Annotated in this window: 21 protein-coding genes and 2 pseudogenes; 17 read left to right on the top strand and 6 right to left on the bottom strand. The window is 65.8% G+C overall.

Features of this window, described 5'->3' with window-relative positions; translation table 11 throughout:
- Positions 1-3 precede the first annotated feature (3 nt).
- The gene (locus ACUCCZ_RS00570) at positions 4-1,404 is read right to left on the bottom strand and encodes an aminotransferase-like domain-containing protein (protein ID WP_435918515.1); all 1,401 of its coding nucleotides are present in this window, start codon (positions 1,402-1,404) and stop codon (positions 4-6) included.
- A 92-nt stretch (positions 1,405-1,496) separates the two neighbouring features.
- On the opposite strand from ACUCCZ_RS00570, the gene ACUCCZ_RS00565 reads away from it, so the two are divergent.
- Complete coding sequence (locus ACUCCZ_RS00565) at positions 1,497-2,735, top strand: Tm-1-like ATP-binding domain-containing protein (protein ID WP_015069171.1); 1,239 nt, start codon at positions 1,497-1,499, stop codon at positions 2,733-2,735.
- A gap of 30 nt (positions 2,736-2,765) precedes the next feature.
- Entirely contained in the window at positions 2,766-3,596 is an 831-nt protein-coding gene (locus tag ACUCCZ_RS00560) for a phosphoenolpyruvate hydrolase family protein (protein WP_435918514.1), read from the top strand.
- Between the two features lie 137 nt (positions 3,597-3,733).
- On the opposite strand, the gene ACUCCZ_RS00555 is transcribed toward ACUCCZ_RS00560, so the two are convergent.
- Complete coding sequence (locus tag ACUCCZ_RS00555; RefSeq protein WP_435918513.1) at positions 3,734-4,261, bottom strand: N-acetyltransferase; 528 nt, start codon at positions 4,259-4,261, stop codon at positions 3,734-3,736.
- Between the two features lie 41 nt (positions 4,262-4,302).
- Entirely contained in the window at positions 4,303-5,421 is a 1,119-nt protein-coding gene (locus ACUCCZ_RS00550) for a helix-turn-helix domain-containing protein (RefSeq protein ID WP_435918512.1), read from the bottom strand.
- Between the two features lie 159 nt (positions 5,422-5,580).
- Here ACUCCZ_RS00550 and ACUCCZ_RS00545 point away from each other — a divergent pair, with 159 nt between their 5' ends.
- From ACUCCZ_RS00545 to ACUCCZ_RS00515, 7 genes are all read left to right on the top strand, one after another.
- Positions 5,581-6,564, top strand: coding sequence for a Gfo/Idh/MocA family protein (locus ACUCCZ_RS00545; RefSeq protein WP_435918511.1), 984 nt, complete (start codon positions 5,581-5,583; stop codon positions 6,562-6,564).
- A gap of 382 nt (positions 6,565-6,946) precedes the next feature.
- Positions 6,947-7,921 carry a glycine betaine ABC transporter substrate-binding protein gene (locus ACUCCZ_RS00540; protein ID WP_435918510.1) on the top strand — a complete coding sequence of 325 codons (975 nt, stop codon included), beginning with the start codon at positions 6,947-6,949 and terminating at the stop codon, positions 7,919-7,921.
- A gap of 186 nt (positions 7,922-8,107) precedes the next feature.
- A complete protein-coding gene (locus ACUCCZ_RS00535; protein ID WP_435918509.1) occupies positions 8,108-9,169 on the top strand; it encodes a LacI family DNA-binding transcriptional regulator in 1,062 nt (353 codons plus the stop codon).
- Between the two features lie 28 nt (positions 9,170-9,197).
- Positions 9,198-10,157 carry an ABC transporter substrate-binding protein gene (locus ACUCCZ_RS00530; protein WP_435918508.1) on the top strand — a complete coding sequence of 320 codons (960 nt, stop codon included), beginning with the start codon at positions 9,198-9,200 and terminating at the stop codon, positions 10,155-10,157.
- A gap of 5 nt (positions 10,158-10,162) precedes the next feature.
- Positions 10,163-11,713 carry a sugar ABC transporter ATP-binding protein gene (locus tag ACUCCZ_RS00525; protein WP_435918507.1) on the top strand — a complete coding sequence of 517 codons (1,551 nt, stop codon included), beginning with the start codon at positions 10,163-10,165 and terminating at the stop codon, positions 11,711-11,713.
- Positions 11,710-12,720 (top strand): ABC transporter permease subunit, encoded by a 1,011-nt coding sequence (locus ACUCCZ_RS00520; RefSeq protein ID WP_435918506.1) that lies wholly within the window; start codon positions 11,710-11,712, stop codon positions 12,718-12,720. Before ACUCCZ_RS00525 ends, ACUCCZ_RS00520 begins: the two co-directional genes overlap by 4 nt.
- Before the next feature lie 55 nt (positions 12,721-12,775).
- Entirely contained in the window at positions 12,776-14,140 is a 1,365-nt protein-coding gene (locus ACUCCZ_RS00515) for a hypothetical protein (RefSeq protein ID WP_435918505.1), read from the top strand.
- A 136-nt stretch (positions 14,141-14,276) separates the two neighbouring features.
- On the opposite strand, the gene ACUCCZ_RS00510 is transcribed toward ACUCCZ_RS00515, so the two are convergent.
- A complete protein-coding gene (locus tag ACUCCZ_RS00510) occupies positions 14,277-14,849 on the bottom strand; it encodes a hypothetical protein (RefSeq protein WP_435918504.1) in 573 nt (190 codons plus the stop codon).
- A gap of 53 nt (positions 14,850-14,902) precedes the next feature.
- Positions 14,903-16,546: an IS1634 family transposase gene (locus ACUCCZ_RS00505; protein WP_435917672.1), complete on the bottom strand. Its 1,644-nt coding sequence runs from the start codon at positions 16,544-16,546 to the stop codon at positions 14,903-14,905.
- Positions 16,547-16,712: 166 nt separating this feature from the next.
- Between ACUCCZ_RS00505 and ACUCCZ_RS00500 the strand changes: the two are divergent.
- A pseudogene (locus ACUCCZ_RS00500) lies at positions 16,713-17,983 on the top strand (threonine/serine exporter family protein).
- 30 nt (positions 17,984-18,013) lie between these two features.
- Here ACUCCZ_RS00500 and ACUCCZ_RS00495 read toward each other — a convergent pair.
- The gene (locus ACUCCZ_RS00495) at positions 18,014-18,697 is read right to left on the bottom strand and encodes an EcsC family protein (RefSeq protein ID WP_435918502.1); all 684 of its coding nucleotides are present in this window, start codon (positions 18,695-18,697) and stop codon (positions 18,014-18,016) included.
- 318 nt (positions 18,698-19,015) lie between these two features.
- On the opposite strand from ACUCCZ_RS00495, the pseudogene ACUCCZ_RS00490 reads away from it, so the two are divergent.
- From ACUCCZ_RS00490 to ACUCCZ_RS00460, 7 genes and pseudogenes are all read left to right on the top strand, one after another.
- A pseudogene (locus ACUCCZ_RS00490) lies at positions 19,016-19,132 on the top strand (energy-coupling factor transporter transmembrane component T); the annotation flags it as partial.
- A complete protein-coding gene (locus tag ACUCCZ_RS00485) occupies positions 19,127-19,759 on the top strand; it encodes an energy-coupling factor transporter transmembrane component T (RefSeq protein ID WP_462981552.1) in 633 nt (210 codons plus the stop codon). The pseudogene ACUCCZ_RS00490 and the gene ACUCCZ_RS00485, both read left to right, overlap by 6 nt.
- Positions 19,756-21,243, top strand: a complete 1,488-nt coding sequence (locus ACUCCZ_RS00480) for an ABC transporter ATP-binding protein (protein WP_435918500.1) — start codon at positions 19,756-19,758, stop codon at positions 21,241-21,243. Before ACUCCZ_RS00485 ends, ACUCCZ_RS00480 begins: the two co-directional genes overlap by 4 nt.
- The gene (locus ACUCCZ_RS00475) at positions 21,195-21,833 is read left to right on the top strand and encodes an MptD family putative ECF transporter S component (protein WP_435918499.1); all 639 of its coding nucleotides are present in this window, start codon (positions 21,195-21,197) and stop codon (positions 21,831-21,833) included. Before ACUCCZ_RS00480 ends, ACUCCZ_RS00475 begins: the two co-directional genes overlap by 49 nt.
- Positions 21,830-23,650, top strand: a complete 1,821-nt coding sequence (locus ACUCCZ_RS00470; protein ID WP_435918498.1) for an ABC transporter ATP-binding protein — start codon at positions 21,830-21,832, stop codon at positions 23,648-23,650. The genes ACUCCZ_RS00475 and ACUCCZ_RS00470 overlap by 4 nt, the downstream gene beginning before the upstream one ends.
- Positions 23,647-25,440, top strand: a complete 1,794-nt coding sequence (locus ACUCCZ_RS00465) for an ABC transporter ATP-binding protein (RefSeq protein ID WP_435918497.1) — start codon at positions 23,647-23,649, stop codon at positions 25,438-25,440. Before ACUCCZ_RS00470 ends, ACUCCZ_RS00465 begins: the two co-directional genes overlap by 4 nt.
- Positions 25,437-26,081 carry a TetR/AcrR family transcriptional regulator gene (locus ACUCCZ_RS00460; RefSeq protein ID WP_016666255.1) on the top strand — a complete coding sequence of 215 codons (645 nt, stop codon included), beginning with the start codon at positions 25,437-25,439 and terminating at the stop codon, positions 26,079-26,081. The genes ACUCCZ_RS00465 and ACUCCZ_RS00460 overlap by 4 nt, the downstream gene beginning before the upstream one ends.
- Positions 26,082-26,098 lie beyond the last annotated feature (17 nt).

The raw sequence follows: 26,098 nt of genomic DNA, 5'->3' as shown, positions 1-26,098 counted from the left end.
GGCTCACTCGTGAGCGCTGATCCTCCCCAGCGCCTCTTCCAGCACGTCCGGCTCGTGCCACAGCGGAAGCCGCAGCATCGTGCGCTGACCGTCGTGGGGTGAGAAGCTCGGTCCGGGCGCCAGCCTCACCTTCGCGCGTTTCGCCGCCTCCGCCAGGGCCAGGACGTCTCCCCCGGAGTCGATCCACAACCCGGTACCGCCGCGCACCGACTCCCATCTCCATCCCGGGAAGACCTCTCGCACGACCCTCACCGTGCTGCTCAGCCGCGATGCGAGCATGCGGCGCCGCTCCTTGCGCGCCTCCTCGGCCCGTCCCAGGAGCCGTGTGGCCAGCAGCTGGCTCATCACCGAGGTCGCCAGGTCCTCGGCCTTGCGCAGCTCCAGGATCCCCCGGATCCGGCTCCGCCCGGCCCGGATCCAACCGACTCGCAGACCGCCCCAGAACAACTTCGACAGGGAACCGATCATCACCAGGAGGTCGTCGTCGACGTGCCCTGCCAGGGTCCGTGCCACTCCCCCGCCCCTGGTGAGGTCGTAGGAGCAGCAGTCCTCGATCACCGGCACCTCCGCCTCCACCGCACGCGCGCCGATCTCGGCCCGGTGGTCGTGGTCCGTCGTGGTTCCGGTCGGATTGTGGATACCGGTCTGGCAGTACAGCACCGCGGGTCGCTGGTCCAGCGCATGCCCGAGCAGGTTCAGATCCATTCCACCGGGGCCGACGGGCACACCCTGCACTCTGGCCCCGAGCAGCCGCAGCGCCTCCAGACCCCCGCGATAGGTCGGGTCCTCGACGATCGCCAGGTCACCCGGACAGACCAGGGCGCGCAGCGCCAGATACGTGGCCTGCTGGGCCCCGTTGGTGACCAGTACCTGCTGCGGAACGGTGCGGACCCCGTCACGGGTGAGCCGGTCGGCGATCGCCTGGCGCAGCACCGGCAGTCCGGCCGGGAAATAGCCGTCAGTGTCCAGATAGGCATCCAGCCCCGACACTCCGGCAGTCAGCACCTGCCTGGCCACCTCGGAGGCCGGGAGCGCACCCGTCGACAGGTCGATGACGCCGGGGGCCGAGTGGGTGAAGGAGAACAGCCGTCCGTCCGTGGCGGCTGCCGCGCGCCCGGAGCGCACCCGCGTCCCCGATCCCACCGTCGACGCCAGATAGCCGCGTGCCTCCAGATCTGCGAAGGCGGCCCCCACCGTGCCGCGCGAGACCCCGAGCGCCGCAGCGCAGTCCCGCTGGGCGGGCAGGACGCTGCCGGCCGGGGCGAAGCCGGCGTCGATCAGTTCCAGCAGCCCGGCGGCCAGCGCCTCGGGCAGCAACCGCCCGGGCTGAGCCCAGTCGCCGAGCATCCGGCTGAGCTCGGCGGCGTCCATCTTCGCGGGCATGACGTCGAGTATTGCCGACAACAGCCCCTGACCGGGCCACTTGTGCCGAATTGGCCCAGTACATCCGCGCGTCCGCTTCTACGGTCGGCTCAACGACCACGAAGGAGTGCGCCATGACCACTGTTGCCCTGCTGGGGACTCTTGACACGAAGGGGGATGAATTCAGGTGGCTGAGCGACCGGCTCCGTGACGACGGGGTGGACGTCGTCCTCATCGACGTCGGCTCCTTCTCGACGAGCCCGCTCGCCGACGTCACATCCGATCAGGTGATCGCCGCCGCCGGGGCCGACGCCTCACAACTGCGTCGGCGCCGTGACCGCGGCGAGATGATGGCGGTGATGGGACACGGCGCGGCAGCCATCGTCGGAGACCTCGCCGACTCCGGGAGAATCCACGGCTTCATGTCCATCGGCGGGTCCGGTGGTTCGTCCGTGGCGGCCCCGGCCATGCAGGCCGTACCGGTCGGCTTCCCGAAGCTTCTGGTCTCCACGATGGCCTCGGGAGATGTGAAGCCCTACGTCGGAGAGTCCGACGTCGCCATCATGTACTCGGTGGTCGACGTCGCCGGGATCAACTCGATCTCCACCATGGTGCTCGGGAACGCCGCGGCGGCGATCACCGGCATGGCCAGGTCCTACGAGGCCCGCCTGGCCGCCGACGAGGCCGATCACAAGCCACTGGTCGGGGTGACGATGTTCGGTCTGACGACGCCTGCCGCCGACGAGGCGCGCAGGACACTGAGTGAGCTGGGCTACGAGGTGCTGGTCTTCCACGCCACCGGTGCCGGCGGCCTGGCGATGGAGAAGCTGGTGGACTCCGACCTGCTGGCCGGCGTCTGCGACCTCACCACCACCGAGCTGGCCGATGATCTGGTCGGCGGCGTGCTGACCGCCGGACCCCACCGGATGGAGGCCGCCGGAGCCAGAGGCGTCCCCCAGGTGGTCAGCGTCGGCGCTCTCGACATGGTGAATTTCGGGCCGCGTGAGACCGTGCCCGAGAAGTTCGACAGCCGGAACCTCTATGTCCACAACCCCACGGTCACCCTGATGCGCACCACTCCCGAGGAGATGGCTGAACTCGGCCACCGGATCGCCCGCAAGCTGAGAGCGGCACGCGGGCCGGCGCAGCTGTTCATCCCGCTGCGCGGGGTGAGCGGCATCGACGTCGACGGTCAGCCGTTCCGCGACGGGCAGGCCGACGAGGCCCTGTTCGCCGCGTTGCGCGAAGGGCTGGCCGAAAGCCCGGTCGTGATCACCGAGATCGATCTGGCCGTCAACGACCCCGGATTCGGGCGGGCGATGGCCGAGGCCCTTCACACCGAGATCTCACATCGGCAGATCACGGGAAACTGATTCTCAATCCAACTGACAAGGAGAAATGCAATGTCACGTCAAGAGATTCTCGATCGTTTCCGCGCCCAGGTGGCCGCCGGGACGCCGATCGTCGGCGGCGGCGCCGGCACCGGTATCACGGCGAAGTCCGCTGAGGCCGGCGGGATCGACCTGCTGGTCATCTACAACTCGGGGCGCTTCCGGATGGCCGGGCGCGGGTCCCTGTCCGGCCTGCTGGCCTACGGCGACGCCAACGAGATCGTCATGGACATGGCGCGCGAGGTGCTTCCGGTCGTCAATCACACCCCCGTGCTGGCCGGCGTGAACGGCACCGATCCGTTCCGCGACATGCCGCGGTTCCTGACTCAGGTCAAGGACGCCGGATTCGCCGGGGTGCAGAACTTCCCCACCGTCGGGCTGATCGACGGCGTCTTCAGGGCGAACCTGGAGGAGACCGGGATGGGATACGGCCTGGAGATCGACATGATCAGGGCGGCCCGGGAGCTGGATCTGCTCACCTCTCCGTACGTCTTCGACACCGATCAGGCCAAGGACATGGCCCGTGCCGGGGCCGACATCCTGGTGCCGCACATGGGCCTGACGACGTCGGGCACCATCGGCGCACAGACGGCGCTGACCATCGAGGAAGCCGCGGTCAAGGTGCAGGAGCTGGCCGACGCCGCCAAGTCGGTGAATCCGGACATCCTGTGCCTGTGTCACGGCGGGCCGATCGCCAACCCCGAGGATGCCCAGTACGTGCTCGACCACACCGACGGCATCGTCGGCTTCTACGGCGCCTCGTCGATCGAGCGGTTCCCCGCCGAGACCGGCATCAAGAAGCAGACCGAGGACTTCAAGGCCATCACCTTCAGGAAGAGTTGAGCAGCATCCCGGGGACGCCTCGGAGCATTGTCGGATCGGTGCTCGTAGACGAGCACCGATCCGACAATGCTCGACCGGGCACCTTCAGATGACGGCGCCCGGCATGGCCCTCAGCAGGTCCGGCATCATTCGCGCTATCACTCCACCGTGAAGCGGACGCCCCACATCTCATAGCTGTTGAGACCGGGAGCCTCCAGCGGCTCGAACCCTGCGCGCGTCACCATTGCCTGGCTGGGCAGATTCCCCGGATGGATCTTCCCATCCAGAAGGATCTCCGACTTCCCGGACTCGCGACACATCTCCACCGCCGTCTCGCGGATCTGGCACATCAGGGCATCGGCCAGGCTCCCGTCCTTACGCCGGTACCCCAGAGCGATCGCCGCACAGGCGATGAACACCTCGCAGGCATCGTCGCCGTCGCTCACATCAAGGCGCGCGACGGCGACGACCTCCTCACCACGACACCCGAGCAGCACCATCTGACCTTCCAGCAGCTTGGGGCTGTTCCGCAGGTAGGACTGGACCTCGATCTCCCAGGGCCTGGGATGCCTGAGCCTGCGCCCCGACGGAGCGTGCGGATAGCCCGTCGTGCAGCAGAAGCTCTGGAGGCAGCGGAGGTCCCGCCGATCGACAACCAGGCTCCGCACCACATCGACGCCACTCACAGACACGTCCTTCCCCCGAAGCCGCTCTCCCCCAGCCCCACTCACAGACTGCCAGAGATCATCTCGGCATAGTGCGCGGCCGCCTCTTCCTCGCTCGGCGGGTCCGGGTAGTCGATCTCGGAGACATCGACATCCAGGACGTCGGCCAGAAGCTGCGGATCGGCATTCCCGGCCTCCACCTGATCCGTCAGGGCCGCCACCAGTGATGCCGGCCAGCGGCGTACCGCGGCCTCCTGCTGGCGCTCGCTGATCGCCGAGGCCCCGGCGAATCCGTCACCGATGGCTTGCGCCCCGGCCCGAAGGAGCTTCGGTGTCGAGAGCTCCAGCGCTTCCTGGATATCCGGCGACACGTCCTGGTGAAGATAGGCGAGACGGTTCCTCAGCGCGGGAGTCGACACACCGGTCTCCCAGACGAACCGTGCGAGACCCTCGACGCTCGTGGCCTCCGACGCCATCTTGAGTACCACGTCCCTGGGCAGCAGCAGATCGGCGGCGAATGCGTCAGCGGCGTCCTCCTGCTCCTTCTCCTGCTCTTCGCGCGCCGCGGCGTCGTCGAGGTCGTGGCTCAGAACCAGATGACCGAGCTCGTGGGCCAGCGACCAGTTGCTGCGGAACCACCACTGGCCGGCGGCGAGGACGACCACCTTGCGTGGGCCGATCGTCAGCGAGTAGTCCGTTGTCAGGCGCGGGACCCTGACGACGTCGATGCCCAGCTTGATCTCGATGCGCTTGGAGAACTCCCGCACGAACCCCTCTCCCAGCAGGTCGCGGATCCCAGCAGGGCCGGCCGGCAGTTCAGGGCTCGCCGGGATCCCGCCGGGGAAGGCCTCCTCGAAGCACCGGGCCACCAGAGCGACGATCGGTTCATCATCACGCGCGCCGCGGTTGGACCGTTGTCTGGTCGCCGGGTCGTAGGCATGACGCGCCGCGACCCTCAACGCGAACGGATCGGGCTGCCCGGTGATCAGCCAGTGAAGGCTCACCCCGAGCAGGCCACCGATGCCCGTGAGCTCGGCGGCGGAGAAGCCCCGCTTCGCGTTCATCGCCCGCGACAGAGCATCGGGGGGCATGTCAACCTGACGTGCCAGTTCGCCCTGACTCATCCCGGCGGGCATTGCGCTGCGGATCCGGCTCCCGATCTCCTTCAGCTGCTCGTTCATGCATCAAGCCTACGAGACAGTTGGGAAAATCCCAATAGCGGATCGAGGCCGGCCCGCGGCGTCGTCGCCCTATCTGATGACGATGTCGACGTGAGTGGAATGACGGGCATCAACTCGACAATGTCTCCCGCCACTCAGGTCCTGCGGCACACTTGCCGGATGAACGACATCAGGTGGGGAATCCTGGCCACGGGCGGCATCGCCCACATGTTCACCTCCGACCTGCGGACCGCGGGCCTGGACGTCGCCGGGGTCGGATCGCGGTCCCAGACCTCGGCCGACGCCTTCGCCCGCGACTTCGAGATCGCCGCGGCCTACGGGTCCTACGACGAGCTGGTCGCCGATCCCGACGTCGACATCGTCTACGTCGCCAGCCCGCACGCCTTTCACGCCGAGCACGCCGCGCTCGCCCTGAAGGCCGGTAAGCACGTGCTGGTGGAGAAGGCCTTCACCCTCACTGCGGCGCAGGCCGCGAGTCTCCGCGACCTTGCCGCCGCCGAGAACCTCCTCCTCATGGAGGCGATGTGGACCCGGTACCTCCCGAACATGATCCGGGTCCGCGAGCTCGTCGCCTCCGGAGCCCTGGGCGAGATCCGCGCGGTCACCGCCGACCACACCCAGACCCTCCCCACTGATCCCTCTCACCGGTTGAACTCCCTGGAGCTGGGTGGCGGGGCACTGTTGGATCTCGGCGTCTACCCGGTCTCCTTCGCATGGGACATCCTCGGGCCGGCGCAGACCGTGACTGCCACCGGGCGCCTCGGCGATACGGGCGCCGACACCGAGGTCGTCGTCACCATGACTCATCGGGGCGGCGCAGTCTCCACCAGCATCTCCTCATCCCGGACGGCCGGCCCCAACGAGGCGCACATCCTGGGCACCGTGGCGCGCATCGACCTCGACCCCGTCTGGTACACCGCCACGACCTTCCGTCTGGTCGGCCGCGACGGCCAGGTCATCGAGTCCTACGACACGCCGATCGCCGGACGCGGCATGCAGTACGAGGCCATCGCCGCCGAGCAGTATCTGCGTGAGGGCCGCACCTCCAGCGAGCTCGAACCGATCGACGAGACGGTCGCCGTCATGGGCGCCCTGGACGAGATCCGACGCCAGATCGGGGTGCGCTACCCCGGCGTCGACTGATGAGTCCGCGCGCCGGCTCCACCCCCCGGGCCGGTCCTGCTTTCCCCGCCGACACGACCCAGCCATTGACTCCCGGAGTCGCCGACGGCTATATGCGCCGGCATGGCCAGCCCGAGGCAATCCACCATTCGCGTGGGTATCGCTGTGCCGGTGCTGTCGTGTTGTTGATCGCAGCGTGATCATCCCCCGGCGGATTCGAGCCTGAACGGTCGTCGAAGAGACCGCAGTTTCCCTGAATTGACAGGACCCATCCCGATGTTCGCACCGACCTTGGTCTCTGCGAGGACGTCCTGCCTCCGGTCTCATGCGTTTCACCCACGGGCGATATCCACCTTCATGCCCCATCTGAACCGGGCGAACAGTCGAAAGAAGGACTCCACCCATGTCACTCACATCCAGGGCTCTCCGGGGTGCCCCGGCTCTCCTCTGCGCCCTACTGCTCGTGGTCACCTCGGCCTGCGGGGCCTCCAACTCCAACTCTGAGGCATCCTCGAGCGGCGGGTCCGGCAAGGGGGTCTCCATCACCATCGGCCAGTTCTCCTGGACCGCGGCCGCGGTCCAGACCCAGATCCTCAAACTCATCGCCGAACAACACCCAGAACTGGGCGTGGGCTCGGTGAAGACCACCCAGCTGGACCCGGCCCCGGGCTGGATCGGCATGCAGAAGGGCGACATCGACGTCATGCCCGAGGTCAACCTGCCCAACCAGCAACCCTTCGCCGACAAGGCCAAGAACGAGACCACCCTGGTCTCCAAGACCTACGGCGGGGCCACCCAGGGCTGGTTCGTGCCCCGCTACCTGGTCAGCCAGGGCGGGGCGGCCCAGGGCCTGACCAGCATCACCCAGCTCAAGGACAAGAAATGGGCCCAGGCCGTCGGCGGCCAGCTCTACGACGCCGACGCCGGCTGGGTCACCACCCAGCAGAACGACAAGCGCATCAAGGGGTTCGGCCTGGCCATCACCCACAAACCCTCCAGCGAAGCCGCGGTACTGGCCCAGATCCAGCGCGCCTACCAGCGCAAGGAGCCCGTACTGGCCTACCTCTACCATCCGCACTGGGTCTTCCAGAAGTACGACCTGGTCCAGCTCACCGAACCCAACCCGTACCAGGCCGGGTGCTTCCAGGGCAGCAAGAATGACTGCGCCATCCCGACACTGAGCGCCTATGTCGGGACCCGTAAGGACCTCAAGGAGCGCGCACCCAAGTACTACGCGATGCTGCAGAAGTTCACCATCAGCCTGCCCGACGTCGAGAAGCTCCTGGCCGACCAGCAGAACACCGACGCCACCCCCGAGACGATCGCCAAGGACTGGGTGGCGGCCCACGAGTCGACCATCAACTCCTGGATCAAGTAACCCCCGTCTCACGAGCCCCGGACCAGCGGCGCACCGCATTGAGCACTTGTCGGGTTCGTGTCCGTCATTGGACACGAACCCGACACACCGCGACTGGAGCCGGGGCTCATCGCACCGACCCCTTGACGCCGCCCCTCCACTCGCCTACCTTTGATCTCAACCTAAACGCTTAGGGAGGTGGTTTCGATGAGGAAGCCCACGATGGCCGACGTCAGCCGTGAGAGCGGCATGAGCCTGTGGACGGTCTCACAGGTGCTCAATGACAAGCCTGGCGTCGCCGACAGCACGCGCACCGCGGTGCAGCAGGTCGCGCGCAGCCTGGGCTATGTCGTCAACAAGGCCGCCGCCGACCTCAAACGCACGCACCGAAGCGGGATCTCGGTCATCACCGCCAGCACCGTCAACGCCTACTACATCGATATGGTCCAAGGCATCCACGCCGAGCTCCGCGGCTCTCGGCACACCGGAATGGTCACCGACATCGCCGCCGAGGGGCGAGTCACCCAAGCCGCGGAGGACCTCACCGTCCAGAGCATCCTGGCCACCCGCCCAGCCGCCGTCATCTCCGCCCTGCCACTGTCGAAGGACAATCTCGAACTGCTGGGCCACTGGGACGTTCCGGTTGTCTTCGTCGACTCGCCACCCCCACCCGGATTCCGTGACGCCGCCAGCGTCACCACCGACAACGCGCGAGCCAGCGAGGACCTCGGCGCTCATCTGGCCGGCCATGGATACACGTCCTGGACGGCCCTCATGTATCCGGACCGCTGGACCACCCGAGAGCCGCGAGAACTCGGCCTGCGCACCGCGGCTCACCGCGCCGGTGCCGAGCTCACCGTCCTGGAGGCCGACAACGACGCGAAGTCCGCCGCTGCCACGCTCAATGCCCATCTGGAGCGCCGGCCTCTCCCCGAAGCCCTGATCGCCGGCAATGCGCCGATCCTCCAGGGCGTCATGAAAGCCCTCACAGACAACGGTCTCCACGTCCCCACCGATACGGCGTTGGTCGCCTTCGACGACTTCGCGTGGGCTCCTCTCCTCAATCCCCCGATGACGGTGGTCGACGAGGATGCCACCACCATCGGCCACCGCGCCGCCGCCATGGCCCTCGAACTCATCGATCGGCAGATGGCGGCATCACGACCGGAAGGAGGTGCCGGCAATTCCATCTACACCCCTGCGGACCACATAGTGACCCAGGCGAATCTGCACATACGGGAATCCTGCGGCTGCCGTCCGGCACGATAGCCCGCATCACCACTATGACAAGGAAGTCATGAACATATCCAGACGCGCCATGCTCGGCGCCACCGCCACACTGTTCGGCTCGATACCACTGTTTTCCGCATGCTCGACGGGCGATGAGGCCGTCAAACCCCGCACCAAGAAGATCGAATCCATCGGCCTCATGGTGCAGGACATGTCGAACCCGTTCTTCGCCGCCATGGAGAAGGGCGCCAAGCAGGCCGCGGCTCAGCTCGGCGCCGACCTAAACGTTCAGGATGCTCGGCTCGACCTGGCCGAGCAGTACTCGCAGATCGACGCCTTCGTGCTCCAGGGCATCGACCTAGTCATCATCAGCGCGATCGACTCCGAGGGCATCGCACCCGCCGTCCAGAAGGCCAAGAACAACGGCATGATCGTCATCGCCGTCGACTCGGCGGCCGAGGGAGCCGATGCCATGGTCATGACCAATGCCGTGGAGGCCGGCGAGATATCGGCCAAGTACCTCTTCGACCAGATGGGCGGAGAGGGCCGGATCCTCATCGTCGACGGCACCCCTCTGCAGACCATCCGCGACCGGGTCAAGGGCTGCAACAACGTCCTCAAGAAATACCCGAAGATCGAGGTGGCCGGCCACCAATCGTCCAACAACGACCGCGCCTCGAGCCTCACGGTGACCACCGACATGCTCACCTCGGCACGCGACGTGACGGGCATCTGGGCGATGAATGACCCCTCTGCGCTCGGCGCCACCCTCGCCGTCCAACAGGCGGGCCTGCAGGACAAGATCATCGTCACCGGAATCGACGGCAGCCCCGAGGGAGTCACCGAGTTGAAGCAGAAGAACAGTCCCTTCATCGGCTTCGCCACACAGAATCCGGCCGAAATGGTGCGTCAAGGAGTCAAGGCTGCCCAGGGGATCATCGCCGGAAAACCTCCGAAGAATTCCCAGATCCTGATTCCCAGCAAGCTGTACACCAAGGACACCATTAACACCTACCCAGGGTGGTGACCATCATGTCTTCACAGAACAATTCAGAAATCACAGCCGAACCCCGGACACCCGTTCCTCTGCTCCAGCTGAAGGGCATTTCCAAACGGTACGGCGCAACCCAGGCGCTCAATGCCGTCGACTTCGACGCCTACCCCGGCGAGGTCCATGCCCTCATGGGCGAGAACGGTGCCGGCAAGTCGACCCTGATGAAGATCCTGGCCGGCAATGAGTCCATGGACTCCGGCAGCATCCTCATCGACGGCCAGAACGTCTCCATCTCCTCGCCCTCCGACGCCGTCGCCCACGGCATCGCGATCATCCACCAAGAACTCAACACGGTGCCCGACATGACCGTCGCCGAGAACCTCGCACTCGGCCGCGAACCGCGCGCCTCGCTGGGAACCCTGGACCGCAGGCGGATGCTCACCGATGCCCGCCAGAAGCTGTCGCTGATCGGTTCGGACATCGATCCCCGGACCACTTTGGGCCGCCTGACTGTCGGACGCCAGCAGATGGTCGAGATCGCCCGCGCCATCAGCGAGAACGCCCGCATCCTCGTCCTGGATGAGCCCACTGCGGCCTTGTCGCGCACCGAGTCGGAGCAGCTCTATGCGTTGATCGGCCAGATGCGCGATCGGGGAGTGGCGCTGATCTACATCTCTCACCGGATGGAGGAGGTGTGGATGCTCTCCGATCGGGTCACCGTCTTCCGTGACGGGACGCTGGTTGGCACCCGCGACAAGGAGGCCATCGAGCCGGCCGACGTCGTGCGCATGATGGTCGGTCGCGACGTCGTCGATCTCTACGGGCATCCGGATCGCACACCGGGCGAGATACTGCTCGAGGTCAAGGATCTCGAGGGAACCGCAGCCGGCCCGGCAAGCCTGACGGTCCGCGCCGGTGAGGTGGTCGCGATGGCCGGGCTCATCGGTTCAGGCCGTACCGAGCTGGTCCGGATGATCTTCGGGGCCGACCGCGCTACCGCCGGGACGGTCACGGTCGCAGGAAGAACCACTCCCCCGCGCCGCCCCTCAGAGGCCATCGGTCGGGGTATCGCGATGCTCCCGGAGAGCCGCAAGGAACAGGCGCTGTTCCCCGACCAGTCGGTGGAGCGCAATATCTCCATCAGCACCCTTCCGGCCTATTCCCCCGGTGGCGTCATGCAGGCGCACAAGGCCCGGGCCGCCGCCCGGCAGGAGATGAAGAATCTGAACCTGAGGGAGAACGCGATCGACCTGCCCGTCCGAGCTCTGTCGGGCGGAAATCAGCAGAAGGCCGTGCTGGCCCGCTGGCTGATGGCCGACTCCGACGTCCTGATTCTCGACGAGCCGACCCGCGGCGTCGATATCGGCGCGAAACGCGAGATCTACGACGCCATCAACGCACTAGTCGAGGCCGGCAAGGCGATTCTCGTGGTCTCCTCGGATCTTCCCGAGGCCATCGGCATCAGTGACCGCGTCCTGGTGATGCGCCACGGCCATATCGTCGCCGAACTCGACTCTGCCACCACCACCGAAGAAGACGTCATGCTCCACGCCACTGGCACCGCCGCCACGCGAGAGGAAGAAAAATGAGTACCGCAACAGCAACCCGGACCAGCAAAGAGCGCCAGCCCTTCGACTTCGCCCACTGGTGGGACCGCTGGGGAATCCTGCTGGTCCTGGTGGCCCTGGTCCTGGTGATGGCCGCTATCGCGCCGAACTTCGCGTCGGTCGACAACATCTGGAACATCGCCCGGTCCATCTCGATCAACGCGATCTTGGCGGCCGGCATGACATTCGTCATTATCACCGCGGGAATCGACCTGTCCGTCGGCTCGACGGTGGCGGTCGCCGGCGTCGTCAGTGTTCTGGTGGCCATGGCCGGCGTCCCGGCTCCACTGGCCGTCCTGATCGGCGTGCTGGCCGGCGCAGCGGCGGGGGCCATCAACGGCGTCCTGACCGCCTATATGAAGCTGGCCGCGTTCATCGTCACCCTTGCGTCGATGACCTTCCTGCGCGGACTGGCCTACACCATGACCGGCGGCCAGCCGATCGTCGACGGCAACCTCAGCTTCCGCGGGCTGGGCAACGGCAACCTCCTGGGTGTCCCGGCGCCGGTGATCTGCATGCTGATCGTCTACGTCCTCGCCTGGTTTCTGCTGGAGCGCACCCGTTACGGTCGCCACGTCTATGCGGTCGGCGGGAACCCTGAGGCGGCGCACCTGGCCGGCGTCAATGTCAAGGGCATCCTCACCTCCGTCTACGTGATCGCCGGAGCCTGCGCCGGCCTGGCCGGCGTCATCTTCGCCGGACGCGTCGTCTCCGCACAGCCGACCGCCGGCAACGGCTACGAGCTCGACGCCATCGCCGCGGTCGTGCTCGGCGGCACCAGCCTGGCAGGCGGAAAGGGACGCATCATCGGCACCTTCATCGGTGCGCTGATCCTCGGCGTGCTGTCCACCGGGCTGATCCTGATGAACGTGCCCTTCTTCACCCAGCTGCTCGTCAAGGGCATCGTGATCATCATCGCCGTGTCGATCGACAGCCTCAAACAGCGGAGATTCACCTTCCGTCGCAAGGCCTCCAAGATCGCGGCCTGAGCCCTGCAACCCTGAGCCCTGACACACTGACATTTCTCAGAGAATGAGAGAGCCCATGACCACTCACATCGTGATCACCGACCCACTGACGGGAAGCCGCAGTGCTGAACCGGTGCGATTCACCGTCGACGGGAGTTTTCCCGCACCCTTGTACTGGGCGAGAACAGGAGATGGGAGACAGTTGCTCTGCCAACGGCTCGAGGCATCCTCGGACGAGTCGTCAGCCACCTTCGTCGCGGTCGTCGACCTTGACGGTGACCTGGCACTGGAGCTCGGCGAGGCGGTGGATCCCGACAGCGAGGAGGCCCGAGGTATCCGGACACTGAATCCGGTCGAGAAGGACGCGGTGGCCCGGCTGGACACCGGCTACTTCGACCTGGAACTGTGCTGTGGCACCGGGCAGGGAACCGGCGCCTCCAAATGGGGCCTGCGGCACTTCAGCGCTCACTACGAGGGGGTCGATCTGCTGCCGTCGGGAAACAACGCCATCGGCGGCTTCTACGGCCCATTCTTCACCCCGGAGAACGGCCTGATCAACCCACCCGAGCACTCGGTGGTCTCGGTGGAGACCGTGGAGGCCGGGCCCGTGCTGCACCACTACCGGCTGCACGGGAGGATTCCCGACGGGCTGCTCGACGAGTTGTGCGGCAAGAGCTACACCATCGACTGGGTGTTCACCCTCGGGACGCCGTATTTCGAGCGCCGCTATGTCGTCGATGACTTCCAGACGGTCATCAACGGGCGGTCGATCACCAACAAGATCACCGTCGGCGACGAGTTCGAGGGTGGCCCTGGTGAGCTGGTCTTCGACCGGTTCGCCTCACAGGCGGGCACCAGGTACCGGGCCGGCGACCCCTACGCCATGAAACTGGCCGAGCAGGTCGAACAGACCATTTCGGCCAGTGAGCGCAGCGCGGAACGCTCGGAGAAGTTCGAGGACTTCCGCACCCAGTTGCTGGCCGGCATGGAATCGGCCCACTGGGACCTGTACTGGCGGTTGTTCAGCGCCTGGGAGCAGGCCCTGCCGCGCGAGGAGATCGAGGCCCGTCTGGCCGGGGTGAGGGCATCGGCCCATGTCCTGGCGGATCTGCCGGACCGCCCGTGGACGATCGACGCGGAACCGGTCGATGTGTCCTCAGTCACCGACGAGACGATCTTCACCGGCGCCGTGCAGAAGTCGGTGGAGTTCCACACCATCAAGGACCGTGCCATGATCTGGTGGACCGGCCTGCCGTCGGGAGCCTTCCAGATCGTCCAGCGCAAGCAGTCCGGATGGGTCAACTGGGGCTCCAACGGTGAGAACGAATGCCCGGAGCTGCCCACCGGCGTGCCGATCAAGACGGCGTACGGACCGTTCCGCGAGAACTGGCAGACGGTGGCCGATCAGTTGGCCACGCCGGTGCAGGTGGCAGTGAAGTAGGTCCCTGAAAGAACCGCGGGCCCGGCGGGCGGGGTCTGGTCGCCCCGCCCACCGATCCGTGCTCGGCACCCTGGGCCTGGATCACCGCCTGCTGGATCCTGCCTGCTGGATCACGCTCCGCGATCAGCCTGCGCGATCACGACCGGCGCCGGGCGGCCTCGACCTCCCAACGCAGCCACATGATGCGCCTGCGGAACCGATTGTCCAGACTGTTGCGCAGCCCCCCGATCACATACAGCAGCACCAGCAGCGGCAGGCCCAGCGCCGTGATGAGGATCAGGATCCCCGGCGTCGAGGTCACCCAGTCCCCCACGAAGAACATCAGCACCGTCAGCCCCACCCAGACGATCGTCAGCAGAATGGCGGAGGCCAGCATTGCCCGCCGCGGCTGCCGGCGCTTGTGGAAATCGGCCCGTTGATCGTCGTCGGTGGAGGCAGTCCAGGGCTGGTCAGGATCGGTGGCGAAGTCGTCGAGGAACCACAGCAGCCCCGCCTGCACCGCGGCCAGCTTCTGCACCACGGGCGCCCGGTCGTCGCGACGGTAGAAGGCGGCGTCATCGAGCTGCACTCTGTTGATGTACTCGGCCGGCGGCGGCATGACGCCCTCCAGCGAGCCGGCCATGCGGCGTCTGACCCCGGCCAGGCGCGCCGCATGAACAGTCCCCCACACCAGCGCTGCCACCTGCACCAGAACCAGCAGCACCAGCACCGTGTGATAGATCGACCCCTCGAAGAAGATCGGACCTGACTTGTTGCATTGGCTTAGTGCCCCGCATCGGACTCGATCGCGTTGATGATGGCGCGGGCCTCGGGTGTGGTCTGGGGCTTGATGGTGTGAAGCGAGCCGTTGATCTCCAGGGTCGCTGAGCGTAGTGGGGCGAGGGTATGGACGATCCGTTTGACCGACAGGCCGGTGACCTGTCGTAGGTAACGCGAGACTGCCAGGGCGGCGAATGCCGTGGTCAGGTGGGCCTCGATGGAGTCAGAGAGCCGGTGGAAGATGGGCCGGGCCCGCAGGTCGGACTTGGCCATGCGGAAGGAGTCCTCGACGTGCCAGAGGTCGTGGTAGGCCCCGATCACCTGGACCGGAGTCATCACCGATACTGGAATATTGGTCACGTATCCCTTCAACCCGACCAGTTGGCGGGCCCGGTCGATCGCCTTGTGATCCAAGGACAAGCCGTTCGCCGATGCGCTGACGAACCGTGGCTTGCGGGCCGGTCTGTCACCGTCGACCACGGCTTTGGCGCGGTTCTCCTGAGCCGTCAATGTGGCCGAGTCCCGCACGGCCCGTTTGCGGGAGTACTGCCAGACCGCCCGCCAGCTATCGGTGGACCCGGCTGGATCCCAGACCGGCTCGGCCCGTCTGCTGCGAGGGTGGCAGGTCTTCCTCCTCACTGTGCGGGGTGTGATCGTGTCGATGATCTGCCCGTCATCGAAGGCCGTGCCGTTCCAGTGGAAATGGCCGGCCAGGTCGCTGGGGGCCTTTACCGACCGGGATCCCACGATGAACCGCAGACCCGCACCGTCCAGGGCCTCCAGATTGGAGGCCGACAGCATGCCGGCGTCTGCGACCACCACCATGTCGGCGATCTCGTGGGCCGACCGGTAGGCCTCAACAATCGGGATCAGGGTCGTGGTCTCGGCCTTGTTGCCGGGAAAACAGCCAATCTGGAGGGGAAAGCCCCAGCGGTCCACGAGGAGCCCGACCACGATCTGGGGATCAACCCGGCGTTCCTTCGAATAGCCGACCTTGCGCAGACTGTCCTCGTTCTCAGCCTCGAAGTACAGGGTGGTCACGTCATAGAGCACCAGAGTCACCTCCCCGCCACCGGCCGAGTACCGGTGGCAGGCATCAGTGATCACGGCACGGTAGTCGCGGTCCTGGGCACGAGCCAGGTGCCGGTAGATCGTGGTGTGATGCGGCAGGTCCTGACCCAAACCGGTCAGGACCCGCCCGACAGCCAGTTTCGAGGTGGGTTCGACGATCCGGGCCACAACGACCTGCTCGAACACCTGATCGGCAACCGCGTCGAATCCCAGGCGGCGATAGGCCCTGTCCAGCACAGACCACAACAGGTCCGAGGCCGTCGAGACGACCTGCGCAGGCCTGGCAAGCGCTGAACTCTCATGGCGTCCAGAGTCCTCACCGGTCAACCTGTCCTGGACCACGGGCTCGGTGAACGACTCCTCGACCGCAACCGGGATCTCCACGCCCAGGTCCAAGGGCTCCTGGCCGCTCAACTGCTCGATCCTGGCCCAGGCAGTGGTCTTGAGTACCGCCAGTTCCTCGTCACTGTGAGCCGAGCCCACATACTCCACGATGATGCGCCTGCCCCGTCGCTTCTCAGCGATCTGGACCGCCACCGCACCCGAACCCGTGCGGACCGTCCGGACATAGGTCATGACCCCCACAATACGGGCCCCCAGGACCGTCTTAGTGCCCCAAAACAGCCACGATCGAACACGAAACCCCTAGCCAGACCAACACACCCGACCGAACCCCGAAAAACTGCATCAAGTCAGGAGGGCCCAAGGTGCGCGACGATTGATCCTGGCGACGGTATCGACGATGGGATCTGGAGTGGACGAGCTCGACGAAAATGGCGTCCGCCGACTGCTGGCTTACGTTGCCGCAGCCGGTATCGCCGGTGGTCAGTCGGTGCACGAGGTGGAGGCCGACACCCGCAGCGTCGGTCGATACCTGGGATGCCCCGACGTCCAGGTACAGGGTTGGCCCACCGGAGTCGTGGTGAGCCTGGGAGGTGGCACCCCCGCAACCTTCGAATCGGTGGAAGGAACCATCCGTTTGGACCAGAGCGCCACCACAGCTCGTATCCGTCAGCAGCTCCTCGACGGCACCATCGGCCCGGTCGAGGCCCTCGAGCAACTGCGGGACTTGCGTTCCATCCCGCCACGTTACCCGCGCCTGGGTCTGCATGGTGGCATGGTGTGCGTCGCCTCGGGCATCGCCCTGGTACTGCAGCCGTTGTGGCCCAGCGTGCTGTTCTCCGTGCTGGCCGGTCAGGTCACCGCCGGATTCATATGGTTGTCCGGCAAGAGGAAGGCCCTGGCCGTCCTTACCCCGTTCCTGGCCGCGTTTGTCGTCGCACTGTGTGCCTTCTGGGCCGCGCGACTCGGACTCATCGAGGGGCCGCTGCGAAGCCTGCTGCCGCCCATCGCGGTGCTGCTTCCCGGTGCCCTCATCGTTACCGGGGTGGCTGAACTGGCGGCAGGAGCGATGATGGCGGGCGCGTCGCGTCTGGGGTTCGGGACCGCCCAGTTGGCCATGTTCACAGCGGGTGTTCTCGGTGCGGCGTGCTGACAAAGGTCCCCGTCGACCAGCTCAACAACCAGATCATTCCCTGGCGAGGGTTGTGGGTGCCATTCCTCGGCGTCCTGCTCCTGACCGCCGGGATGAGTCTCATGGAGTCGATACCCAGATACCTCGTCCCGTGGGTGGCTCTCATGTTGGCCACCACCCTGACCTTCCAGATCATCGGCCAGACGGTTGCCGGGGCCACCTGGGGCGGCGGCCTGCTGGGAGCAACCGTGGCGAGTTTCGGATCATCGGTGATCGAGATGCATCGCCCGCGACTACCGCGTCTGGTGCTCTTCCTGCCGAGCTTCTGGTTGTTGGTGCCGGGATCCCTGGGCCTGGTGTCCCTGACCCAGCTGGGCGCGGGCACCCCGGTGGCTGGCGCGACGGTGTTGGAGTCCACGGGAATCATTGGCTCGATCGCGCTGGGTCTGCTCATCGGCACGACGGCTGCGCGGGCTGTCGGGCTGCTTCGTCGCAGCCGCACACGTCGGCCCGGGGCACGTCGTCGGCAAACCTTCTGACGCGTCCCGGACCGAACACAGATCCTGGCCTCAGCCGCGCGGGCGGCGGGTCGGGAACTGCTTGCGGGCGTAACGAGCGACGCTCCAGGTGGTGAACCCGTCGGTGGTGGCTCCGACTCCACCACCTAACACGGGCACGCGCTTGGAGACGAAGACCGGCAGTTTCTTGCCCGCAACTTGGCCCATGAGGACGTTGACGAGGTTACGGGCGACGACCTTCTCCAGATCGGCGTCCCCCACCGGGGCGGTGGCGATGCCCATCGGGGTCGTCGGAAGCTTCTCCTCGTGAATGAGGCTGTCGACCTCACGCTGACCCATGAGGGTGGCGAGGATGGCGGTCCGGACGCGCTGGTCGTCAAGGTCGTAGCCGCGTAGGTGGGCGATGGCAGCCACCATGCGGGCCTGGACGATCGCGACGCCCGAGATGTTGGCGGGGATGGTCACGGCCAAGGTGACGACGCCACCGAGGTTGGAGACGAATCCCTGTGCACCGGCCATGGCGATGTGCTGGTTGACGAGGGAGTTGATGGCCTGTTCGACGTCACCGTCGTGCTTGGTGAGGGTCTTGCCAGCGGCCTGACGCGCTCCTGGCAGGCCCGAGACGCCGTCGATGGCAAATCCGAGGATGCTGCGTAATAGGGAGACGGCTGCCCCGGGCGCCATGTCAGGGGCTTGGGACAGCAGTGCTTTGCCGATGTTGCTTCCGATGCCCACGAGGGTCTCCTCTCGATCAATTCACCTCAAGGGTAGCCGTGGGGCCGGACGAGTCCTCTGGTGTTCGCGTCGAGGTGGTGCCGGGCAATGCCCGTGGTGATCGCGGCTGCGCGACGCCGCGATGCTCCGAACGTGGCATGCCCACCGGTGTCAGCAGTAGGACCACTTGTCTGACCCGTGAGCGTCTCTCCTGGTCAGGGCATGGACGCCCCTATTTGTTAACGAGGATAACTAATGAGTTAGGGTTGCCTTATGAATTGTGACGAGGTGGCCTTGACCCCACCAGGTGACATCCATGCGCGCCCGGGGGCCGGTGTCATGGCCGGAAGTGCGCTGACCCCCACCCCTTGGCCCCGCGCTCGCGGCTTCCACGACGCTGTGGACCCACGCACCCTGTTCCTCTACGTCACCGTCCTCAACGTCCTTCTCATGGGAGCGGGGTCGACGCCTCTGGTGCTGGCTTGCCTCGGCGTCGTCGCGGTGTCACTCGTGCTCACGACCCGCTCCAAGACGTGGATCGGGTGGGTGGGCTTCGTCTTGGTGTGGGTCTTCTGCTGTTTCGCCCTTCCAGCCCTATGGCACTCGGCTGTTTCCGCATTTCTGGTCTTCATCGCCTTCTGGATGTTCCGCTTCGCAGGAGTCTTCGGCTCGGCAGTGGCTGCGATCAAGGTTCTCGACGTCACCCGGGTTGGTTCAGTCCTCACCCAGATGCGTGCGCCGCGGGTCGTGCAGGTCCCGGTGATGGTCGTGGTGAGGTTCTTCCCGATGGCAGTGCGCGAGCTGCGGGCGATCGTCCAGGCCATGACCCTGCGAGGCCTGAGACCCGGCGCCCGCTCAACCATGCGCCACCCGCTGCGTACGGGGGAATACGTCGTCATCCCCTTTCTCGCCTCGGCTGCCCGGATCGCCGACGAGCTCTCCGCCGCAGCCATCATCAAGGGGCTGGGTGCACAAAAATCCCGGTCCACCTTGGACCCGAGTCGTTTCCGTCTCGGTGACGTCGTCGTGCTGACGGTTTTGGTCGCGTTGATTGCCTGGCGCGTGACCGAGGTGATCGCATGAGCGTCAGCCTGACCGACGTCTCCTACGCCTACCCGGTCCCTGACCTCGACGGGTCCCCGTTCGATGACGGCCCCACGCCCGACCGAGAGGCCGTGGACCAGCTCCGGGACATCACCATGACGATCCGGCCCGGGACCCTGACCCTGCTCATTGGGGGATCAGGATCGGGGAAGTCCACCCTGCTGCGGACGATGAATGGCCTTGTCCCGAAGTTTTTCGAGGGCACCATGCGTGGCAAGGCGGAGGTGGACGGCACTGATCTGGCCGGGGTCGAACTCCACGACGTCGGGCGCACCTCGGCGATGATCTTCCAGAATCCTCGCACCCAGTTCTTCACCTCCAGCGTGCGAACCGAGCTGGCTTTCGGGCTGGAGAATTACGGGGTCGACCCGTCTGAGATCCGCGACGCTATGACTCGGGCAGTCGGCCAGACCGGCATCGCACACCTGCTCGACAGGCGGCTCGACACCCTCTCGGGAGGGGAGTTGCAGCGCGTCGCGTGTGCCTGTGCCCTGGTCACTGACGTCGATCTGCTCCTCTTCGACGAGCCGACCTCGAATCTCTCTGCCGAGGGGATCGACGATTTTCGCCACCTCGTCGCCCAGCTGAAGGCCTCCGGAAAGACACTGGTCATCGCCGAGCATCGACTGCACCTCTTCCGCGGGGCGGTCGACGTCGTCCATCGCCTTTCTGACGGCAGGGTCGTCGAAACCATGACCGGCGATGATCTTTTCAGCCTGACGGACATGGAACGGACCGAACGTGGCCTCCGCGCCGTCGATGTCGTCCCGGTGGACATACCCGAGCCGCCGACCGCCGCAGCCTCCTCCAACACCGATGGCCCAAAACTCCCGACTGGGCTGATGGTCGAGCACCTGTCCTTCTCCTACGGGCATGGCCCGACGATTCTCGACGTCGACTCCCTCTTCCTGCCGGCCGGAGCGGTGACGATCCTCACCGGCCCCAATGGCGCGGGCAAATCGACCTTGGCCCGACTGATCTGCGGGCTCGAAAAGTCCCCGCCCAGCGCCCGTATCGGCATGGGAGAGCCGTGGAGCACCGGCACGCGGCAGAAATTGTGCGGGATGGTCATGCAGGACGTCCGCCGCCAGCTGTTCAGTGAGTCGGTGGAGCGGGAAGTCACCCTCGGTCTGGACCCGCGCCAACGCGATGCCGCCAACGTCCCGGCGCTCCTGGAACGTCTCGACCTGGTCGGTCAACGTGACCGTCACCCCTTGTCACTGTCCGGTGGGCAGGCCCAGCGCCTCGTCGTGGCGGCCACCATCGCTCAGGACAAGGAGGTCGTCATCTTCGACGAGCCCACATCGGGTGTCGATTTTCGTCACCTCACCTCGATCGCTGACCTCGTCGGTGATCTCGCGACCGCTGGGAAGGTCGTTATCGTCATCACCCACGACCCGGAGCTCATGGCCCGATGTGGGGATTACCTCATCAACATCACCACTCTGAAAGGACAATCATGAAACCCCGTCTGACAACGCGTGACCTGGTGAGTATCGCCATCTTCGCGGTGATCTTCTTCGTCGTCTTCTACGCCTGCGGCATGATCGGTCTCGCCGGTCCGGCCTTCATGTTCGTCGGTTGGATCCTGGGCATCCTGCTGGGCGGCATCGTCCTCATGTTGTCAGTTGCACGGGTGCCGAAAATTGGCACCATGACGATCACTGGTCTGCTCGTCGGGCTCGGTATGAGCCCGGGGCACACCATCTGGGTGATCCCGGCTGGAATAGTGCTCGGATTCCTCTCCGACATCATCATCACCAATGCCGGCCGCAGCACCCGTCTCACGACGAGCCGCGCGATGCTCGGGTATGCCGTGTTCGTGCTGTGGATGATCGTCCCGCTCATCCCGATGCTCGTGAATGCCGACGAGTACTACGCCATGATCACCGAGCAGATGGGTGCCGACTACTCCAACGCGATGCGGGAACTGTTCACACCTGGCCTGGTGGCGGGATGGGCCGTCATCGTCTTCCTGCTGGGGCTGGCCGGTGGCTGGTTGGGCATCAAGGTGGGTCGCAAGCACTTCCAGCGGGCAGGACTGACGAAGTGACCGAGATCTCCACGTCCCCGCAGGTGTGCCCCGACGCTGTCGCGCCGGGAGGAACTCAGGACTATCAGGCCAAGCACCGTGCCGGCGGCAAGGCCCTGTCGATGATCATGAGGCCCATTCGTGGGTACGTCATCGTTGCGCGGATCCTTGTCGTGGTGTCATGCATCGTCGCACTGGCCCCGTATGTGGCCCTGACGAGACTCGGCGCGATCCTGCTGGGTGATCACGTCGACCGTGAGGCGCTCACCCATACCGCCAATGTGCTGTGGATGGCTTTCTGTATCCAGGCCATGCTCTACGTGGTGGCCCTCCTCATCACTCACATCGCCGACATCAAGGTGCGCAACATCTTGCAGGATCGCATCATCGACCACATCTCGAAGGCGCCGCTGGCCTGGTTCAGCTCGTCGTCAACCGGTCGAGTGCGCAAGGCCATCCAGGACGACACCGTCCAGATCCACATGCTCGTCGCCCATGCGCCGGTCGAGCAGACCGCAGCCGTGGGAGTTCCGCTCGTCCTGCTCGTCTACGCCTTCGTGGTGGACTGGCGGCTGGGGCTCCTCTCCATCGCCACCTTCCCGATCTACGCGCTGTTGCAGTGGGTGACGATGCGGGACATGGCGACCAAGACCGCCGAGATGGACGACAAACTGGCCGACATCTCATCCTCGGCGATCGAGCTGACGGAGGGTATCCATGTCGTCAAGAACTTCGGACAGACCGGTAAGGCCCATCGTCGCTTCACCCGTGCGTGCGAGGAGTTCGCCCAGTTCTACTGGAACTGGTGTGGCCCGCTCATCAAGGCGTCGGCGCTGTCGCTGTCGGTGATCTCGGTGGCCGCCCTCATGGCGATCAACCTGGGATTCGGCCTGCTCATGGCCAAGGCCGGCTGGGTGGGCGTCACCGACGTCCTCACCTGCTCACTCATCGCCCTGGTCCTGCCGCGCACCATCGAGGTGCTGGGCACCATGGCATGGGGTTACCAACAGGCCGGCAATGCGGCTCTGCGACTGCAGGACGTGCTGTCCATCGAGCAGATCAGTCATCCTGACGCGAGCGCGCGGATTCCTGACGACATGACGGTCACCTTTGACGACGTCAGCGCCTCCTACCTCACCCCTGACGGCGTCATCCCGGCGCTCAGCCACGTCAACCTGACGCTGCGTCCGGGGACGGTGACGGCTCTCGTCGGGCCGTCTGGGTCGGGCAAGTCGACCCTGGCGACGATGCTCGCCCGCTTCCGCGACCCTGATTCCGGGGTGGTACGCATTGGTGGGGTCGACCTCAAGGACCTCGCCCAGGACGACCTCTACCGGTTGGTGTCCTTCGTCCTCCAGGATCCGTACATGCAGCGTCGGTCCATCCGTGACGTCATCACCCTGGCCCGTCCCGACGCCACCGACGACCAGGTGTGCGAGGCTGCTCGTGCCGCCCACATTCTTGACGACATCGACGCACTGCCGAAGGGTTTCGACACCGTCCTGGGTGAGGACACCGATTTCTCGGGTGGTCAGAAGCAGCGGCTGTCGATCGCCCGCGCTGTGCTCGCCGACGCCCCGATCCTCGTGCTCGACGAGGCGACGGCCGCCACCGATCCCGACTGCGAGGCGGAGATCCAGCAGGCCCTGGCTGCACTGGCCCGGGGCCGAACTGTGCTCGCCATCGGTCACCACGCCGAGTCGGTGGCCGGAGCTGACGTCATCTGCGTCATGGAGGGCGGTTGCATCGTAGCTTGCGGTTCGTCCGAGGAATTGGCCGACCAGCCCTACTGGGCGCGTCTGTCGGCAGGGCGAGCGATGGAAGGAGTCACTCAATGACCACGACCATGAACTCCCGCCTTTCCTGGGCGGGCGACATCCTGCTCCTGAACACCTTCAGGCCCCTTCTCACCGAGGAAGGGGCTGCCAAGTTCCGTCGCTCCCTGTGGCTGGCAGGTGTCCAGGGAGTCCTCGAGGGAGTTGGCCTGTTCGCCATCATTCCGACGATCACGGCATTCGTCGAGGGTGGACCCTCGATGGGACTGACCTGGCAGGGCTGGGTGTGGGTGCTCGTCGCCCTGGCCGTTGCCGGGGCCGTCGTGACGTACTTCCAGTCGACGATCGGCTATCTCGCCGCGATGGATGTCATGGGAAAACTCAGCGTGCGCATCGGCGACCAGGTGGCGAGCCTGCCACTGGGATGGTTCCGCTCGAGTTTCCCCGGCCGCCTGTCCCGCCTTCTCACTCAGGGACTCATGCACCTGGGCGAGGGGTTGGCACATTTCACCGCCCCACTCGTGCGCGGTGCCGCGACCACCGTCGTCATGATGGTGCTCTCGTGGTTCTGGTCGTGGCAGTTGGGGTTGTCCCTGCTCATCTCGATGCCTGCGATGTGTCTGATCATGATCGCCTCGCGGGCCTTGTGGCTTCGCGGTGAGTCGGTGGTCCAGCCGACCGAGCAGGAACTGGCTGCCCGCATCGTCGAGTTCTGTGAGACCCAACCAGTGCTGAGGGCCGCCGGACGAGCCGAGGGCTACGAGCCGCTTCGGAATGCACGCCGGGCCAATGAACGCGCCGCTCGTAAGTGTCTGGGGCTGGGCGTGACGGCGAACTTCCTCTCGGGTCTGGGTGCCCAGGCGGTCGCGGTCGTCCTCATCGTGCTGGCCGCGCGCATGGGCAGCAACGGCACCCTCGCCCCGGTCGCGACGGTCGCTTTCGTCGGCGTCTCGCTGCGCTACGCCAAGGTGTTGGAGGACGTCGTCTCGGCTGCTCTGTCCGTCGAGACCGCGCGCAAGCCGGTCAGTGAGGTCGACGAGATCCTCTCGGCTGAGGTGCTTCCCGAGCCCGAGGCCCCGAGCGACATGACAGCTCCCGGTGAGGTGTCCTTCGAAGACGTCTCCTTCGGTTATGACAAGGAGCACCCGGTCGTCCATGACGTCACGTTCACTGCTCCAGCGGGGGGTTTGACGGCCATTGTCGGCCCCTCGGGGGCTGGCAAGACGACTCTGTTCCGGCTCATGGCGAGGTTCTGGGACGTCGACTCCGGGACGGTGCGTGTCGGCGGACTGGACGTGCGCGACCAAACCACCGAGCAGCTCATGAGTCAGCTCGCCATGGTTTTCCAGGACGTTTATCTCTACGACTCCACTTTGGCGGAGAACATCCGCATCGGTGACCCGGATGCCACTGACGAGCAGGTCCGGAAGGCGGGGTCCCTGGCCGGGGTCGATGAGATCGCAGCTCGTCTGCCCGGTGGATGGGACGCCAGCGTTGGTGAAGGTGGCCGTCGTCTCTCGGGTGGTGAACGGCAACGGGTGTCGGTGGCACGAGCCTTGCTGAAACGCGCCCCGATCCTGCTCTTCGACGAGGCCACCTCTGCTCTCGACCCGGAGAACGAGGCCCACATCGAGGCCGCCCTGGCCCAGCTGCGTGAGTTCTCGACGATCCTCGTCATCGCTCACAAGCTCGACACCATCCGTTCGGCGGATCGTATCGTCGTCGTCGACCACACCGGTAGAGTCTGCCAAGTGGGAACCCATGACGACCTTATTGCCAGCGGCGGTGCTTACGCCGATCTGTGGCATGCCCGGGAGCGGGCCGAGGGGTGGTCGCTCGTGGGCCGTGAATGATCAGCAAACGGCCAGGGCGCAAGCCTGCGTTCACGCGACGTCAGGCGATTGATGCAGTCCTGGCCGAGGGCATTGAGACCTTCACCCTGAGGGCGGTCGCTGATCGTCTCGGGGTGAAGGCCACCGCCTTGTACCGGGAGTTCAGTTCTCGTCAGGAACTGCAAGTGGCTGCAATCGCGGAGATCATGGTGGACATTGAACCCGATCCCAACGTCGCGAGTTGGCAGGACGCCCTTCGTCAGATTGTCGACCGTCAGTGGGCGTTGTGTGAGCGATATCCAGAGGCCCCGCTGGTGCTCATGACTCAGCCAGAGGCTTTTGGGGCAGTCATGCCTCGCTGCGCGGCGATTGCGCAGGGATTGGCAGAACTTGGTATTCCCGGAGGAGTCGAGGGGGCCGCTTTCGCCTTCGATTTCGTCGGGGACACCACCTTCGAGACCTTCATCTCGATGCAGCCCTATCTGGTGGCTGACGAGGACGGACGCACCGGCGTCGAGAGAATCGGGGTCATGACCGAGGGCCTTCCCGACATCTTCGGGATGCAGGATCTGGGGGAGCGCGGCAATCTTGATCTCAAGGTTGAATTCATCATCGCCGGCATGGAGCACGGGCTGTTCCCTGGCGCGGTCACGCGGAAATGATCGCATTCCCAGACGGG

It is taken from the genome of Cutibacterium nasicola (genome assembly GCF_052654715.2).
The sequence above is the reverse complement of the archived record's forward strand: the minus strand, read 5'-3'. Positions and strand labels throughout refer to the sequence as shown.